The 15365-nt window shown below is 43.8% G+C and carries 15 protein-coding genes and 1 riboswitch; of the genes, 9 read left to right on the top strand and 6 right to left on the bottom strand.

Going from position 1 to position 15365, the window contains the following annotated elements; genetic code table 11:
- Nucleotides 1-509 precede the first annotated feature (509 nt).
- Together QSH61_RS01195 and QSH61_RS01190 are read left to right on the top strand one after the other, a co-directional pair.
- The gene (locus QSH61_RS01195; RefSeq protein WP_010607763.1) at nucleotides 510-1385 is read left to right on the top strand and encodes a TraB/GumN family protein; all 876 of its coding nucleotides are present in this window, start codon (nucleotides 510-512) and stop codon (nucleotides 1383-1385) included.
- Nucleotides 1386-1544: 159 nt separating this feature from the next.
- Complete coding sequence (locus QSH61_RS01190; protein WP_010607762.1) at nucleotides 1545-2162, top strand: toast rack family protein; 618 nt, start codon at nucleotides 1545-1547, stop codon at nucleotides 2160-2162.
- Here the strand turns inward: QSH61_RS01190 and QSH61_RS01185 are convergent.
- Nucleotides 2148-3875, bottom strand: a complete 1728-nt coding sequence (locus QSH61_RS01185) for a response regulator (protein ID WP_206471670.1) — start codon at nucleotides 3873-3875, stop codon at nucleotides 2148-2150. The two genes, QSH61_RS01190 and QSH61_RS01185, sit on opposite strands and share 15 nt — an antisense overlap.
- Nucleotides 3876-4017: 142 nt before the next feature.
- A riboswitch (Lysine riboswitch) is annotated at nucleotides 4018-4196 on the top strand.
- A gap of 115 nt (nucleotides 4197-4311) precedes the next feature.
- On the opposite strand from QSH61_RS01185, the gene dapA reads away from it, so the two are divergent.
- The 5 genes from dapA to QSH61_RS01160 all read left to right on the top strand — a co-directional run bounded on the left by dapA (nucleotide 4312) and on the right by QSH61_RS01160 (nucleotide 9503).
- Nucleotides 4312-5196 (top strand): 4-hydroxy-tetrahydrodipicolinate synthase, encoded by an 885-nt coding sequence (dapA, locus tag QSH61_RS01180; RefSeq protein WP_206471669.1) that lies wholly within the window; start codon nucleotides 4312-4314, stop codon nucleotides 5194-5196.
- A gap of 10 nt (nucleotides 5197-5206) precedes the next feature.
- Entirely contained in the window at nucleotides 5207-5947 is a 741-nt protein-coding gene (locus QSH61_RS01175) for a 2,3,4,5-tetrahydropyridine-2,6-dicarboxylate N-succinyltransferase (RefSeq protein ID WP_206471668.1), read from the top strand.
- Nucleotides 5947-7152: a PLP-dependent decarboxylase gene (locus QSH61_RS01170; RefSeq protein WP_206471667.1), complete on the top strand. Its 1206-nt coding sequence runs from the start codon at nucleotides 5947-5949 to the stop codon at nucleotides 7150-7152. Before QSH61_RS01175 ends, QSH61_RS01170 begins: the two co-directional genes overlap by 1 nt.
- Nucleotides 7153-7154: 2 nt before the next feature.
- Nucleotides 7155-8267 carry a succinylglutamate desuccinylase/aspartoacylase family protein gene (locus tag QSH61_RS01165; protein ID WP_174170903.1) on the top strand — a complete coding sequence of 371 codons (1113 nt, stop codon included), beginning with the start codon at nucleotides 7155-7157 and terminating at the stop codon, nucleotides 8265-8267.
- Nucleotides 8268-8480: 213 nt separating this feature from the next.
- Nucleotides 8481-9503, top strand: coding sequence for a phospholipase A (locus QSH61_RS01160; RefSeq protein ID WP_010607757.1), 1023 nt, complete (start codon nucleotides 8481-8483; stop codon nucleotides 9501-9503).
- Nucleotides 9504-9576: 73 nt separating this feature from the next.
- Here the strand turns inward: QSH61_RS01160 and QSH61_RS01155 are convergent, their stop codons facing one another.
- Entirely contained in the window at nucleotides 9577-10476 is a 900-nt protein-coding gene (locus tag QSH61_RS01155; RefSeq protein WP_206471666.1) for a bifunctional GNAT family N-acetyltransferase/hotdog fold thioesterase, read from the bottom strand.
- Nucleotides 10477-10649: 173 nt separating this feature from the next.
- On the opposite strand from QSH61_RS01155, the gene QSH61_RS01150 reads away from it, so the two are divergent.
- Nucleotides 10650-11339 carry a spermidine synthase gene (locus QSH61_RS01150; RefSeq protein WP_010607755.1) on the top strand — a complete coding sequence of 230 codons (690 nt, stop codon included), beginning with the start codon at nucleotides 10650-10652 and terminating at the stop codon, nucleotides 11337-11339.
- 32 nt (nucleotides 11340-11371) lie between these two features.
- Here QSH61_RS01150 and dtd read toward each other — a convergent pair whose 3' ends face one another.
- The 3 genes from dtd to QSH61_RS01135 are packed head-to-tail and all read right to left on the bottom strand — an operon-like array spanning nucleotide 11372 to nucleotide 13721.
- On the bottom strand, nucleotides 11372-11812 hold the full coding sequence (dtd, locus tag QSH61_RS01145) for a D-aminoacyl-tRNA deacylase (protein ID WP_174170905.1): 441 nt from the start codon (nucleotides 11810-11812) through the stop codon (nucleotides 11372-11374).
- Between the two features lie 19 nt (nucleotides 11813-11831).
- Nucleotides 11832-12776, bottom strand: coding sequence for an alpha/beta fold hydrolase (locus QSH61_RS01140; RefSeq protein WP_095729000.1), 945 nt, complete (start codon nucleotides 12774-12776; stop codon nucleotides 11832-11834).
- Between the two features lie 42 nt (nucleotides 12777-12818).
- Nucleotides 12819-13721 (bottom strand): virulence factor BrkB family protein, encoded by a 903-nt coding sequence (locus QSH61_RS01135; protein ID WP_502935080.1) that lies wholly within the window; start codon nucleotides 13719-13721, stop codon nucleotides 12819-12821.
- A gap of 136 nt (nucleotides 13722-13857) precedes the next feature.
- On the opposite strand from QSH61_RS01135, the gene QSH61_RS01130 reads away from it, so the two are divergent.
- Nucleotides 13858-14505 carry a DUF2959 domain-containing protein gene (locus tag QSH61_RS01130; protein ID WP_010607751.1) on the top strand — a complete coding sequence of 216 codons (648 nt, stop codon included), beginning with the start codon at nucleotides 13858-13860 and terminating at the stop codon, nucleotides 14503-14505.
- 85 nt (nucleotides 14506-14590) lie between these two features.
- Here the strand turns inward: QSH61_RS01130 and QSH61_RS01125 are convergent, their stop codons facing one another.
- Nucleotides 14591-15247 (bottom strand): hypothetical protein, encoded by a 657-nt coding sequence (locus tag QSH61_RS01125; RefSeq protein WP_099031124.1) that lies wholly within the window; start codon nucleotides 15245-15247, stop codon nucleotides 14591-14593.
- Between the last annotated feature and the right edge of the window lie 118 nt (nucleotides 15248-15365).

The raw sequence follows: 15365 nt of genomic DNA, 5'->3' as shown, positions 1-15365 counted from the left end.
TTTTTATGCCCTAAAACGAAAACGCCCCCCGAACCTTTTGGTGCGGGGGGCGCTTATGCTGATACTTTTCTTACAGCACTAACTAGCCCCCGCGGTAATAATAATCACCACGTTGATAATCACGACTAGTAGAGTTGCTGTTAGTAACATTGCTTGAATTCCGTAAATTTAAACTTGGCAATCATCCAGTGTAAGTACTGCGCTGCCTCTTTTTCTATTAATACCGCGCCTTGCACACTTAAGTCAACACAAAAAACTATGCTATTTAAAATTAAAAACCTGAGTTTAACGCATAAAAAAACCAAATAACCACCACTTATAGAATCAAAACAACCACACATTTTAAAATGCGAATTTTCTATTGGTTCAGCTTCGATATAACGAAAAATTTACTTTCTCGATTTGCCTATATGAAATTTTTTCTACCGCCTAAGCGTACTTCATTTTTTAGTGACATTCACATTTCGATATCGCAGACTGACTTTTTAAAACCAACAGGGATCATTACTATGGTTAAAGTATTTTCACCATTGTTATTTATTTATCTTTGCTTAAGCCTTTTCAGTAATCTCGCCAACGCAGAAGTTGGCCTATGGAAAGTAGAAAAGGACAACAAAACGTCGTACTTATTTGGTACCGTCCACGTCGGTGACGAACAAATGCATGGTTTACCAGCCAAGGTAAAAAGCGCCATTGCGAGTAGTGATAGAGTTATGGTTGAAGTGAACTTAGAGGCGCTTTCTCCATTTGCGATCCAACAGCGCTCCATGCCATTTATGCTGTTAAAAAACAACCAAACACTAAAAGATCAGCTCTCTGCAGAAGTCTATCAGAAGCTACAAGACTACTTTTCCAAAAAGCAGATAGATATCGCCTTATTTGAACGCTATGCGCCATGGGCCGTGATGATAACTATGCTACAACTGGAATATCAAAAGCTTGGATTTACCGATACCAATGGCATCGATAAACAAGTAATTGCCTACGCAAACGAAAAGAAGATCCCAATTGGTGAATTTGAAACCTTAGAATATCAGCTTGAAATGTTCAGTCAGCTGAGTATTCATAGTGACGCTATGCTCAAGGAAACATTTGCACAGATGTCTGATTTGAACACCTACTTCTTGGATTTAGTTTCCGCATGGCGAAGCGGCGATTTAGAGAAGTTATCACATTACTATCAGGTAAGTTTTTCGGATGATAAATATGGCAAATTAGCCGAGCAATTGATGATCATTGAACGCAATAATAACTGGGTGAAAATGCTTAAAAAGCAGCTCCCCAATGAATCAACGTTTATTGCCGTTGGTGCATTACATCTTGTTGAAAAATATGGCCTTGTTGAGCAGCTTAAAAACAATGGTTATTCAGTCACCCGACTATAACACTCAGCGCTATCTTGCCAAGAGGTAAGCAGTTTACTTTGTAGGCGTGTTAAACAGATACTTCCATTAACACGCCCTAAAAAAATAAAAATCTTTTTAAACCTTTTCATTTTTATGTGCGACTTACCTTTCAAACACTCTCGTTGAAGGTAAAAAATAATGAAAAAGGTAGCGTTAGTTTTAGCATTAAGTGCAGCGGCAATGACTGCACAAGCAGAAGATTCAAAAACCATTACAGCATCATTCCCAAGCAATAGCCTAGCCGAGTTAGAAGTGGATATTGCCGTAGGTAAAATCGACCTACAAACTTACAACGGCGACACCATAGAGGTCGAAATTTTGGTTGAACCGAAAGAGTCAGACAGTTGGTTTGGTAAACCAGATGTGAGTGAGGCCACCCTAAACAGCAACACATCAGGGGATAAATTATCACTTGAGATCAATTCGGATGATTATGAACTATCTTGGCAAGTTAAGGTGCCTGTTAATTTGGCTTTAGATGTTGAGGTTGGTGTTGGCAAAATTGATATTCAAGATCTTAATAACTCTGCTGATTTAGAGGTAGGCGTAGGAAAAATTAAAATTGAGACTACCACCACCGATTTCAAAAAAGTGTCTTTAGATTCAGGTGTTGGTAAAACGGCAATGTCAGGTTTTGGCAACGTAGAAACTTCCGAAAAGAGTATGGTTGGCTCGACAACAGACTATCGTGGTCAAGGCCAGTATTCCATCGATGCAGAAGTCGGAGTTGGAAATATTCGTTTAAGACGAGACTAAGTCTCCACACTTATTCAGTAATAGCGCCACTTTGCTATGCAGCACATCCGGTTGCAACGGCTTATACAAATGAGCCGTTGCGCCAAGTGCGTAGACCTTATCCAGATCCTCCGCATTGGTATTTGCGGTCACGACCAAAATAGGCACAGCTGGATCTAGCTTTCTCAAACGCTCAGTGGCTTCAAAGCCATCCATCACAGGCATATTCAAATCCATAAGCACGATATCAAACTTACCCACCTCATATACTTCAAGGGCACCTTCACCATGTTCGACATGCGTTACCAATTTTGCTATGGGCTGAAGCATTTTTTCAATCACGCGTGCATTTAGTAAATTATCTTCCACCAGTAAAATGCGAGCCGACACCTGCTCCATTGTATGAGCCGGTACCTGTTGATTGTCAATTTCAATAGGGACTCTCAGGATTGCTCTTGTACCGATTGGCTCCCTTGCACTAAAATCTAATCGTCCTCCAAGCGCTGAGGTGAGTAATTGGCAACGCTTCAGCCCTAACTGCGTGCCTTGAAAATGCTCGCTATGCACAGCTTCTCGTAACTGCTGATAGTCGAACCCAGGCCCAGTATCTTCAACGACAAATTCTAAATATGGTGTATCTTCATCTATAACCAAATCCGCAAATACTTGAATGCTGCCACGCTCAGTAAATTTAATTGCATTATTAACCAATTCACTGATCAACCAACCAACACGCTTACAATCACAATAACAAGCCACATCTAACTCACTACTCAATGCCAAATTAAAAGCGAGAGATTTCTTGTGTGCGGTTAGTTGAAAGGCGATACAAGCTGACTTTATTACTTCTCGCAATGCGACTTGATGACGCTCAATAACCACTTCTTGCTCGGAAAGGTTATTAAAGTCTTGAACCGAATAGAGTAATACATCCAATTGATTTGCTGCGCTTTTCACATGCTGTAATTGCTGCGTGTCTTTGCTCCTCAGATATTCATCTAAATACCCCTGAATGGCCTGCAATGGTGTTCTTAGCTCGTGACTAACGCGTGCTAAAAATCGTGATTTTGAGTGTAATGCATCGTCAGCAAGCTTTCTTGCTGCCTCTAATTTATCGAGTGCTTCAGCAATTTCTCGCGCCATTGGGCGAAATACAAGTTTCGCTTCTATAAACAGTAGCAACAGTCCAAGTAGCCAGATTAACAATTCTATTTTCCTCACCATCTCTGTTTTACTTCGCGCATGCTGCTCGAATAGTGAAACGGCATCATTCAGGTTTGGGAGTATATGCTGAGACGCAGTAAAGATTTGCTCCATTAATTGAGGAGTGGATTGCTGTAACCGAGACCTTGATAAAGTGACAAAAGTAGTACTTTGCAAATCCAACTGCACCGGCCCTTGGTAGTAAAGCGCTGCAAGCGCCTCATTCAGATAAATAGCCTCTCCACTACTTTCTGTTTTAGTTAAAAACTCATGATTACTTTCAAACTTATCAATGGCTTGACGTAGCGCTTCACTATCTCGTTGATTGTCTTGCGCACTATATAGCGCGATACGTTGGGACAACATCCGCTGCATACCCGCAATATTAATTACGTGTGCATCTAAGCTCTGCTGATACAGTAGATATTGCATAACCCCCATCGCCATCGACAACAATATAGCCATAGCAAGTAATGCCCCGATATAACGATTTTTAACTTTACTTATTAGCGACATATTTTTGTTTTTCATCTCATAGCATTGTCTCAGCTGCAATGTTAAGTGTAGTTAACAATCGCATTATTTACAGTCCGATGCTTGACACCTAGACGGCCAAAATGTTTCAATGCGCGTTCACCCTATTTAGATAGTTTGATGCCACGGCGTCAAATTGAGGGCTGGAAGAGGTGCGTTATTCAGGTAACTAAGTGAAGGAGAGCAAACTCCGTTGCAGCTTAGTGAGGGGAATATACGCCGAGAAATTGAGTTATTGTTTGCTAATACTCATTTCGGGCGACTGGGCTGAATCCCAGCGACTGTCACCAACATACTTGGTGGAGAGCTTCTGGTCTTAGAAAAATAAGGCCATTGGCTGCCTTATCCTTTTTAAGTCCATTGCTCTTCGAATTTTAACAGTTCGAAGTTTGGACACCCTCCTAACTCCGAACATGATTTAAGTTCGGTAGAGATGAAATCACAATTCAACTTATCTGACTATCCGTTGTGGACGGCCTTAGTAACGCCTTTTGATGCTGAAAATCAGGTTGATTTTAACGCATTAACGACGCTGGTACGCGATCAAGAGCAAGCTCGTAACGGTATTCTTTTACTAGGCAGTACCGGCGAAGGCCTTGCGCTTACCCAACAAGAACAGCAACAAATCGTTGAGTTTGTTTGCCAGCTCGCCCCAAGCGTACCGCTCATGGTTGCCGTTGGCGGCAGTAATCTTGAGCAGCAAACACAATGGGTGCGCTTTTGTAATTCGCAGCCCATTCATGCGCTCTTACTTGGCTCACCAATCTACGCAAAGCCCGGCAAAGTTGGTCTGGCGCATTGGTTTAGTACGCTACTCGATGAGAGCCATAACCCTTGCATGCTCTACAATGTACCCGGTCGCAGTGCCGTTGCTATCGCCCCTGACCTACTCGGCGAACTAGCTTGCCACCCTAATCTGTGGGCACTAAAAGAAGCCAGTGGTGATATTGCCACCTTTGAAGCATTTCGTCAGGCAGCGCCTGATGTCGCCATCTATAGCGGCGACGATGGCCTTATGCCCTACTTTGCACAAGCAGGTGCAACGGGTCTGGTGTCTGTTGCAGCAAACGCATGGCCACAGCAAACCGCAGAATTTGTAAGGCGCTCGTTAAGCGGCACCTCTCCTAATTTATTTACCACTTGGTCAGAAGCTGCAAATAGCTTATTTGCAGTGGCAAATCCCATACCAGTCAAAGTGTTAATGCACTTGCAAGGGAAGCTCACAAGTCCAAACTTGCGCCCGCCACTGACACATTTGGAACTCACCCATACCGATGCGATCACTCGCGCGAACGAAACTATTTTATCTTGGAATTAAGGCAGTAAACATGAGCTGGTTAACCCTACTAAACGATTTAGAAAATGGCACAGTACGTGCGGCAACACAGGATGAGCAAGGCCATTGGCATGCTAACGTAGAAGTAAAACACGGGATCCTTGAGGCATTTAGAAATGGCGTAAATACAGAATTCCCAGGTGGATTTGTTGATAAAGACAACTTAGCACCACGCGGATTTGCTGCCCAAGATGGCGTTCGTATGGTTCCTGGCGGAAGCAGTGTAAGACGTGGCGCTTACGTCGCAGCGGGCACAATCATTATGCCACCGGCTTATGTCAACATTGGTGCCTATATTGATTCAGGTACTATGGTAGATAGTCATGCGTTGGTTGGTTCTTGCGCGCAAATTGGTAAAAATGTCCACCTTAGCGCAGCGGTGCAAGTGGGTGGTGTATTAGAACCAGTTGGAGCAAGCCCTGTTGTTGTTGAGGACGATGCCTTTATTGGTGCAGGCTGTGTATTGGTTGAAGGGGTTGTTGTTAAACGCGGTGCCGTATTAGCACCGGGTGTGCGCCTTTCAGCAAGTATTCCTGTCTATGACTGCGTGAACGAGCGCTTGCTTGACAAAGGTGAAGCCATCCCTGAAAACGCGATAGTGATCCCAGGCTCTCGTCCAGCCTCAAGTGAGTGGGCGCGCGAGCAAGGACTAAGTATGTCATGCGCACTTATCGTAAAATACCGTGATGAACAAAGTGATGCATCACTGGCGCTGGAAGAGGTTCTACGCTAATGACTTGGTTGAGCACGTCACAGCGAACCGCAGCTGAGGCATTGATCCAGCAACAAGATACGCCATTCTTTTGCTACGATTTAGATAAGCTAAGTGCACATGTTAAGCCCTTAGTTGATCAGCAAATCGTTAAGCTTTGGTATGCCGTAAAAGCGAATCCGTTATCACATATCATTAAAACCCTAGATAACGCTAGGTTTAACTTTGATGTGGCATCTAGCGGCGAGCTTGATCAGGTGTTATCTCAAGGGATCGCACCTGAACGCGTGCTCAACACAGGTCCTGCCAAATCGCTAAAGCAGATCCGTCATTTTGCCACACAAGGCGTACGTATTTTCGTGGCTGAAAGTCACAATCAAGTACGCTGGTTAAATCAAGTGGCCGAAGAGTTTGAGCTTCAATTTGAAGTTTTACTGCGGGTGCAGTTACGCTTTGATAAAGCAGAGCACAATCCACTTGGTGGCAATACGCTGACTCCTTTTGGTCTTGGCGCAGAGCAGTGGCAAGCCCTAACTTTAAGTGACTACACCTACCTAGACTTTGTCGGACTGCATATTTTCCAGTGGGGCAATATGCTCTGCAGCGATACACTCTCTGAACTTTGGCAGGCTATGGTTGCACCTTTAGTTCAGCTCGCTGCTGATTTAGGGATTACTCTAAAGGTACTCGACTTAGGTGGCGGCCTTGGCATTCCCTATGATAGGCAAAGCCCTTCTCTCGATTGGCAGAAATTATTAGACACGCTCGCATTGATAAAATCCGCCACGCAAGTGCAAGAATTATGGATGGAGTTAGGCCGCTATGCGGTTGGCGAATGTGGTTTTTATCTCAACCCTGTGGTGGAACAAAAGCAAAACTACGGTGCACAACAACTGATTGTCGCAGGCGGTGTCAATCACCTGCTGCGTCCAGCGGTTACCGGGCAAGCTTTCCCCGCTGAATTGTTACGCCAGTCTCAAGCTGAGACCATAGACTTTCATATTCATGGTCCACTTTGCACAGCATTGGATAAATTAGGCACCCTAGCCTTACCAAGCGACAGTGCCGATGGCGATTGGCTTGTTTTCAGTCAGTGTGGCGCTTACGGCTACACCGAAAGTATGCCGTTCTTTTTATGTCATGAGCTCCCAGCTGAGTACATCATCTCAGCTGGAGAAATCAGCTGTGTCCGTGAAGCAGAGCCCGCTTCAAGTTATTTGAGGTAAACATGAATACCATTACACAACAACATATTCAGGTTGGTGAAATTGCCAACGGCTTGCCTTTGACTATTCCAGTCTATCGCATCAAAGGCAATGGCAGTGGGCCAAAGGTGTATATCCAAGCAAATATGCATGGCGCTGAAGTGCAAGGTAATGCAGTGATTTATCAACTGCTGGAACAGTTGAAGCAATTGTCATTAAAAGCGGACATCACCTTAGTGCCTTACGCAAACCCGATTGGTTGTAATCAGAAATCTGGTGAGTTTACCTTAGGACGTTTTGATCCAATTACAGGCACGAATTGGAATCGAATGTACATCAACCATTCCGGGTTGGTTGCCGAGTTTGTGGAGCAAAACCCGACGCTATCAATAACAGAAATCGCTCAGCAATTTCGCCAACGATTAGTTGAGCGCACCCAAACACTACTTGATGGGCCCTTAGATAGGTTGACGACAGGTAAGCGCATCGCCTTGAATTTACAGCGTCTAGCTCATGAGGCTGACATTGTTTTAGACCTACACACGGGACCAATTTCAGCAAAACACCTGTATTGTCCTGAGTATGCAAAAAACAGCGCTCGATATTTTGATATTCCACATGTGTTACTTATTCCAAGTGACTTTGATGGAGCAATGGATGAAGCCAGTTTTTGTCCATGGTGGAACTTGCAGCAAGCCTATCAGGCTATAGGCCGAGAGATCCCAGTATTAACCGAAGCGTTTACGGTTGAGCTTGGCTCTCAAGAAAAAATTGATTTAGCGGAAGCATTGAATGACGCTAATAGCATTTTGAGCTACCTGAACTATAAACAGGCCTTTCAAGATGCACACTTTATGCCGCAAGACATCACCCGTTACGTCTGTCGACTAGAAAATTATCGCGCCTTTTATGCCCCAATGGGTGGTATGGTGGAATATACGGCAAAGCTTGGAGAGCATATCAAGGCGGGTCAAACCATCGCCAAAATTCTCAGAATGGAGCGCTATTTATCAGAAACGCCCTTAAATGAGATCAAGTTAGACGAAGATGCCATCGCCATTTTGCACTTTGCCTCTGCTAGTGTGAATCAAGGTACTGAGCTTTATAAGTTTTTTACTCAGGTTGAAACGCTTTAACTTGAGTACTTTTATTGCGTGAGAGTAAGTCAAAGCAAATAAGCTCTGCTTGTTTAGCTTAACGCTTACTAAGGTATGGCGGCGATAGCCGCCACCTTTTTCTTATTCGTACGTATTTTTCTTTCTGACATTTTTGACCTTCGAGATTCATTTCCCTTTCATTATCATTGGTTAATAATGTAATCAATTGTACTTACTCTCGGCGCACACAGGATGAAACTTACACACTTATCAATACCGGCTTTGGCCTTGCTTACCTTGCCACTTTACGCTCAAGAAGCCCAACAGGAAGATGAAATCGATTTAGTCAAACAGTGCGTGCTAAACGCGGTATTAACTGGAGAAAAAGATAAAACCATAGAGCAGGTCCGTACCGAATGTGCCGAGGCTGATGCAGATAAAACCTTAAGCCAATTAGATAAACGCATGGCGCGCGAACGTGTAACGGAAAAGAACCGTAATGTATTAACACCACATAAGCGTAACTATATTTTGCCAGTTTCTTATATGACCAACGTCAACAGCAGACCATTCGACGGTCTAAAAGCCATTGACGATGAAGACGGCGAGCCAATCGACAACTTTGAAGCCAAATACCAAATCTCATTAAAAGCGCCTATTTATAAAAACTTTTCGGATAAAGATCAGGCAATCTATTTTGCTTTTACGCTGCAATCGTATTGGCAACTGTATAACAAAGATGTGTCTTCGCCATTTCGTGAAACCAACTATGAACCAGAAATCTTTTGGATTAACTTTTTAGATGATGAAAACGTGCTGTGGGGCGATGAGATGGCCTTTGTACTTGGGATTTCCCATCAATCTAACGGTCGCAGTCAACCAAACTCCCGCTCTTGGAATCGTATCTATGCGAATTTTATCTGGGAAAACCGAGGCTTTGTATTCAGCTTTAAACCTTGGTATCGCTTACCCGAAGACGACAAAGAAGATGCCTTGGATCCACGCGGAGACGACAATCCAAATATCGATGAGTACTTAGGTCACTTCGAGTTTAGTGGGGTATATCGCCACGAAGAGCATGAGTTTGGCTTTATGTGGCGCAACAACTTAAACAGTGATAATCGCGGTGCAATTCAATTAGACTGGTCATTCCCGATTTGGGGAAGGCTGCGCGGCTACGCACAATACTTTAATGGCTACGGCGAAAGCTTAATAGACTATAACACACATACCCAAAGGCTCGGTATTGGCGTGCTACTCACTGATATTCTTTAAGCGCATTCGAATACAAAAAAAGCTCTGAACACTCAGAGCTTTTTCGTTTGGAAAGCTGAGAATAATTCTCTACTTATTGCGGTTTAATTACCACAAACTGCCCCTCAAATTTAGCAACTAGCATGTCACCATCATAGACATTCACTGGCACCACATATTTTGCTTTGCCAGCCGTCTCTAGCGCTTGCAATTCACCTTCACAGTCCGCAATGGTAACCGTTGCCGCTGGTGCCGTGGTTAAAGGTTTTAGATATTTAATATTGGCGTCAGCCAACACAATATCTCCCTCTAACCCAAGCTCTTTAAGTGCTAAATAAGTCGCCCCCCAGCCCGTTAGCGTCGCCATGCTATATATAGAACCTGCAAACATCGAGTTGTGTAAATTGAGGTTCGCTTTTAAATCAGCCTTAGTGGAAAACTGCCAGTCTGTATAACTTTCTACTTTAATCCCCATCGCATCACTGATTGGAATAGACTCGCGCCAAGTATTTTGTAATACATGGGTCCAATCTGGCTGCCTAAACCAGCCTGGCTCCGTAGGACGTTGTTTTACCATCTTCCAGTGCTGCACATCGCCATAGGCTAAATGTGCTTTTTCAACCACTTCATAACCATGGCGTTCGTAAAATGATAACGCGCGCTCGCGAGCATACAAAACCAGCTCTTCTGCTTTTTGCGTCCAAGCAATAACCTCAAGCTCGTGTAGCAAACGGCTACCTAAGTGATGACCTCGATGCCCTTCTGCAACGGCCATATAGCGTACTTGTGCTTGCTTGTGATTGTTAAAATGGAGCCTAGCTACGCCTAGCACTTCACCATCATTATTTTTTATGTAGCGATGTTCAGCTTCTTGCTCTAAATCATCCTGTTCGCTGCCACGAGGTTGATCCCATGGCGCTCTTAACACCTGCCAGCGTAACTGGTAATAGGCTTGCCAATCTTCGCTGCTTTGTGGTGAAGTTACCTCAAACATCACTGACTCCTGTTTTGTTATTAGCCTGTTAAATGACTTTGAATCTAGTACGGATACACCCTACAAGATAAGCTCAGTGTAGGGAATAAAATGCGCCAAAACACTTATCCCTTAGTGTAAAAACTGGTGGACAAGCTGGCATTCACAAAATCCTCGTCTATGATGATGTTATCATGGGAGAATTTATTACGCATTCAGGCACTATCAGCAACGATTTTGTGGACCGGAGCCACCAACTAGGACACTTGCTATATTGGCATAAACAAGGCAGAAATAGCATCCAAGTGCGGCAAGAGAAATCGTTGAGATGGCTTCTGATAAACAACACATTACAATCCGTTGTGGAGTTAAACCACCCGGAGCACTTGTTATTTCCTCATTTAAAAACATTCGCGAGTCGCTGGCAGCAAGTCGCCCCGCCAACCAGCGTACTGGAGCTGGGTCTTGGCGCAGGTGCAATCCGTGATTACCTCAATGCCACTTATCCAAATTGTCATATTACCACCATAGATAACAACCCAGATGTGATCCATTGTTACAAACGCTACTTTGGCGGCGACCCTTTGTGCGATGTTAATTGTGTTGATGTATTTAAAGCGTTGCAACAAGGCAAACGCTACGATTGGATAGTGCTCGATTTATTTAGCGAACTTGAGCCCCCCATCTTCTTGTTTCAGCACCAGTTTTATCGCCTACTCAGAGCTGCGATTAATGATGGGGGCCGACTGTATATCAACTTTTTAACTGAGCATGAGTCGCAGCTCAAGCAACTTCAACACTTATTAATTACCAACTTTGGTAAAAAGCCCTTTATCGAAAAAGTGCCGGACTACGCCAACATAATTATCGAGGTTAAACGCTAACACTGGCTGACCCTAGTTTTTACGTCAAATCACTATTCAACACTAAAATTAAAAGTCACAGGGCCGTCATTCAGTAAACTCACTTTCATATCCGCAGCAAATTGTCCCGTCGCGACTTTCAACCCTGCAGCCTTAGCTTGAGCCACAAAGTATTCGTAGAGTGTATTCGCTTGCTCAGGTGTCCCTGCGCTCGAAAAGCTTGGCCTCATGCCTTTTTTGGTGTCTGCCGCCAAGGTGAATTGCGATACAACTAATAGTTCGCCTTCAATGTCTTTTAAACTTAAATTCATTTTTCCCTTGTCGTCAGTAAAAATACGGTAGTTACTTACCTTGTGCAGTAACTTATCCGCCGTTTGCTCTGTATCCGGCTTTTCAACGCCTAAAAGTAACAATATCCCCTGACGGATTTGGCCTACAATCTTACCTTCTACTTCTACCTTTGCTTCGCTGACCCTTTGAATTAGTCCTTGCACTACCTACCTCTTGTGACTGCTAATGATGCTGAATTTTGCACAGTAATAGATCAGCCGCCCGCCTTATTGCTTCTGCATAAACGGGGTTAGCACAACAATGCCCAACCCCATTTAAAATCAGCAACTGCGCCTTAATGCTTTGTGCTAACTGATGAACTGGTGCGTACCGACACATTAAATCATGCCGACTGTGAATAAACCAGATAGGTAAGTGATTGAGCTGATGTGCATCTGCTGTAATTTGCTGTGTTTTGATAAAGCACTGGTGACTAAAAAAATGCACCATATGCTGTGCTTTACTAAGCTGTTTGTCTGCTTTGCAAAGCCTAATACCTTGCGTATCACTATCCGTTGTGATCAGATTATCCCACTCACACCAGCGCTGCGCCGCTTTTCTTTTGAGTAATTCATCCTCGCCAAAGAGTGCCGAATGATAATGGTCTAGCAAGGATTCCACAGTTTGTGCACCTTGTGCAAAGGCTAGATACTGCTCTGGATAAATTTGTGCGGGGGCACCTTGGCTACCATAAAGCCAATGAAGATCCGCCTCATTGCCCAAAAAACTCGACCACAACACCATCCCCAAGACATCTTCACGATGTTGCTCAGCATAAAGCAGTGCCAGCATGGCACCGAAAGACTCCCCGGCGAGTACAACCTTTTGCAGCCCTAAATGCGCACGAATGGAATGAATATCTTTCAGCAGGTTCGCGGTATTTATATTACCAAAGTCAGCAGGCGTTGAGTTGCCACAGCCTCGCTGACTAAACAGGATGATGCGGTATTTTTGTGGATTGAAATAACCGAGCACATTACGAGAATGGCCCTGACCTGGGCCACCATGCAGCATGATAAGTGGTGTGCCATCACTGCAGCCATATTCCTCTATGCCCAATTGATGTCCTTCACCTACCGCGAGATGAAAGCGACGCAATGCATCGCCATGTTGATACAATAAGCTCATAACTCCCCCTTGGGGGCTTAAGCTAACCGTTATCGGTAAAAGCTAAAGTCCCTGCGCGTCTGGTGGGTCAAACTCCGAGCTTGCATCTAGTCCTGCAGCTTCCATATCTTGGGTTAAGCACACGGTAAACTCAGCACCTAACAACACCACTATCCAAGATAAATATACCCAAACAAAAAGAATAGGTACTGTTGCGAGTGCTCCATAGATAACTTCGTATGAGGGAAAATGGCTAATGTATAATGCAAAGCCTTTTTTCGTTAGCTCGAATAACAAAGCTGCAAACAAAGCACCCGGAACCGCGGCTCGAAATGACACACTGGTATTTGGTACTAAAGTATAGAGCATGATGAAGCCAAACATAGAAATTAAATAGGGCAACATCTTAATTAGTGCACCACTAAACCCTGGGATCCCTTGATCGGCAAATGTCACTAAAGAAACGATATAAGATGTCATACCAATACTCGCGCCCAATAGCACAGGGCCAAGCGTGAGCACCATCCAATAAATCGCAAACGAAATCATCAATGGACGCTTTTGCTTCACTCGCCAAATTCGGTTGAGTGTGGTGTCAACATTACGAATAAGTAATAAAGCCACGACGGCCAAAAAACTCACCCCCACAGCTGTCATCTTATTCGCGTTGCCAGTAAACGCACTGATGTGTTCTTTAATGGTGTCCGTCGATGTTGGCACAAAGTTATTGAACACAAAGTTTTCAATTGCAAAACGCGTATCTTCAAATCCAGGAAACGCCGAAAAAATTGCTACACCCACCGCAACTAAGGGAACTAAGGATAACAGAGTGACATACGCTAAATAGCCCGCGTTGACCGTGATCTGGTCCTCAATACACCGCTTACTATAGCGGCGCCACCAGCTAGGCTGAGAATGTAAGAATCGCAGTGCTACGACCTTCATTTCGGTTATTCTTTGCATCATAATCAAGTTAATATTCATGGATCACTTTACACATCATAACAATCCCCGCCATAATTTATAGCGCTAAATAGTAATATATAACGACGGTCACATGGCCACTTACTGATTATTGACCTTCTAGAGCCCGGGAGTGCAAATGAAGAAACTCACCTTAAGCGCAGTGTTACTTTTACTCGTTACTGGCTGCCAAAGTGCCTATTACGCCACCATGGAAAAGTTTGGTGTGCATAAACGCGAGATATTGGTTGATCGTGTCGAAGAAACAAAGGAGTCCCAAGAGGAATCACAAAAAGAGTTTCAATCGGCATTAGAAAGACTCACCACGTTAATTAATTTTAATGGTGGTGAATTACAAGAAGCCTATAACCTGCTTAACGATGACTACCAATCATCCCTTGCCGCTGCTGCTGAAGTAAGTAGCAATATAGACAAAGTGGAAGACGTGGCAAACGCGCTATTTGACGAGTGGCAAGATGAACTTGAGCAATATTCGAGTGCAAACCTAAAACGTGAGAGTGCTAAGCAATTAAGTCAAACACAACGCCAATTTGAACGCTTGCTTCGCTCAATGCGCAGTAGTGAAGCCAAAATGCAACCCGTGCTCGACTCACTACAAGATAATGTGCTGTACCTTAAGCACAACCTAAATGCACAAGCGGTAAGCGCTATTAAAGGTGAGTTTACGGGGTTAAAGCGTGATATTAGCGCCCTAATCGCAGATATGAACCGCTCTATTGAAGATTCGAACAAGTTTATTGCTGAGATGAATGCACGTAGCGCGTAATAGACAGCATCTGCAAAGATAGATTTCACGATATCAGAAAGTTGCTTCCTGATATCGTGGTACTTTTGTGTGTAAAGCCAGACGTTTAACCTTTATTGATAAGATCTTCAATGATGCCATTCATTTCCATTGGCATTTGCGCCAATACAGCATCATATCCATCTGCCAATACCAAGTCTTTTTCTATGTAAGAAACCACCGCTTGATTCTCCAAATCGATGATTCCGCCAAATGCCGTTACACGATTTACGCCCGGTACAGGGATCCCACCAGAACTATCAACATGTAGTACGATCACTCTGTTAAAGTTAAACCCTTTATCCTTGATCACTCCTGTCGACTTTAGCGTCTTAGTCAGCTTTTGTATTGCTCCGGTAAGATCATCTGCAATGCGCTGAGCCGAACCTGTAAGCGCATAATTTCCTTGATTAACATGCCTACGCATGTTTTCACCCACAGTCCAAGACAAGTTACCAACCACATCATATAACTGTTGGCTTGAAACAACGGACGCACCATGTTTTCCCGTTACGCCAGCGGTAATAGCTAAACCCACTTCACGGTCGTTTCCTGGAACACCATGCAGCGAAACCGGGAATATCAATACAGGTTGTTGGGCTGAAAGTGTGATTGGAAATTCATATGCCGTATTTTGTTTAACCTCAGTAGAAGTAGAAACACAAGCAGTCAAAGAAATAGTAAATAGAGAGGCTAGTGCTAAACGCACGATATTTTTTGTCATTATATAGTTCCTTTACGTGATTATTAACTCCCGACAACCCAGCTGAGAGCGCGTTGAAACGCGGCGCAAATTATGTGACAAATCGTAACCACAATCAATAATAAAGTACTAGATAAAA

Source organism: Pseudoalteromonas sp. JC3, from assembly GCF_030291895.1.
GTDB lineage: Bacteria > Pseudomonadota > Gammaproteobacteria > Enterobacterales > Alteromonadaceae > Pseudoalteromonas.
The sequence above is the reverse complement of the archived record's forward strand: the minus strand, read 5'-3'. Positions and strand labels throughout refer to the sequence as shown.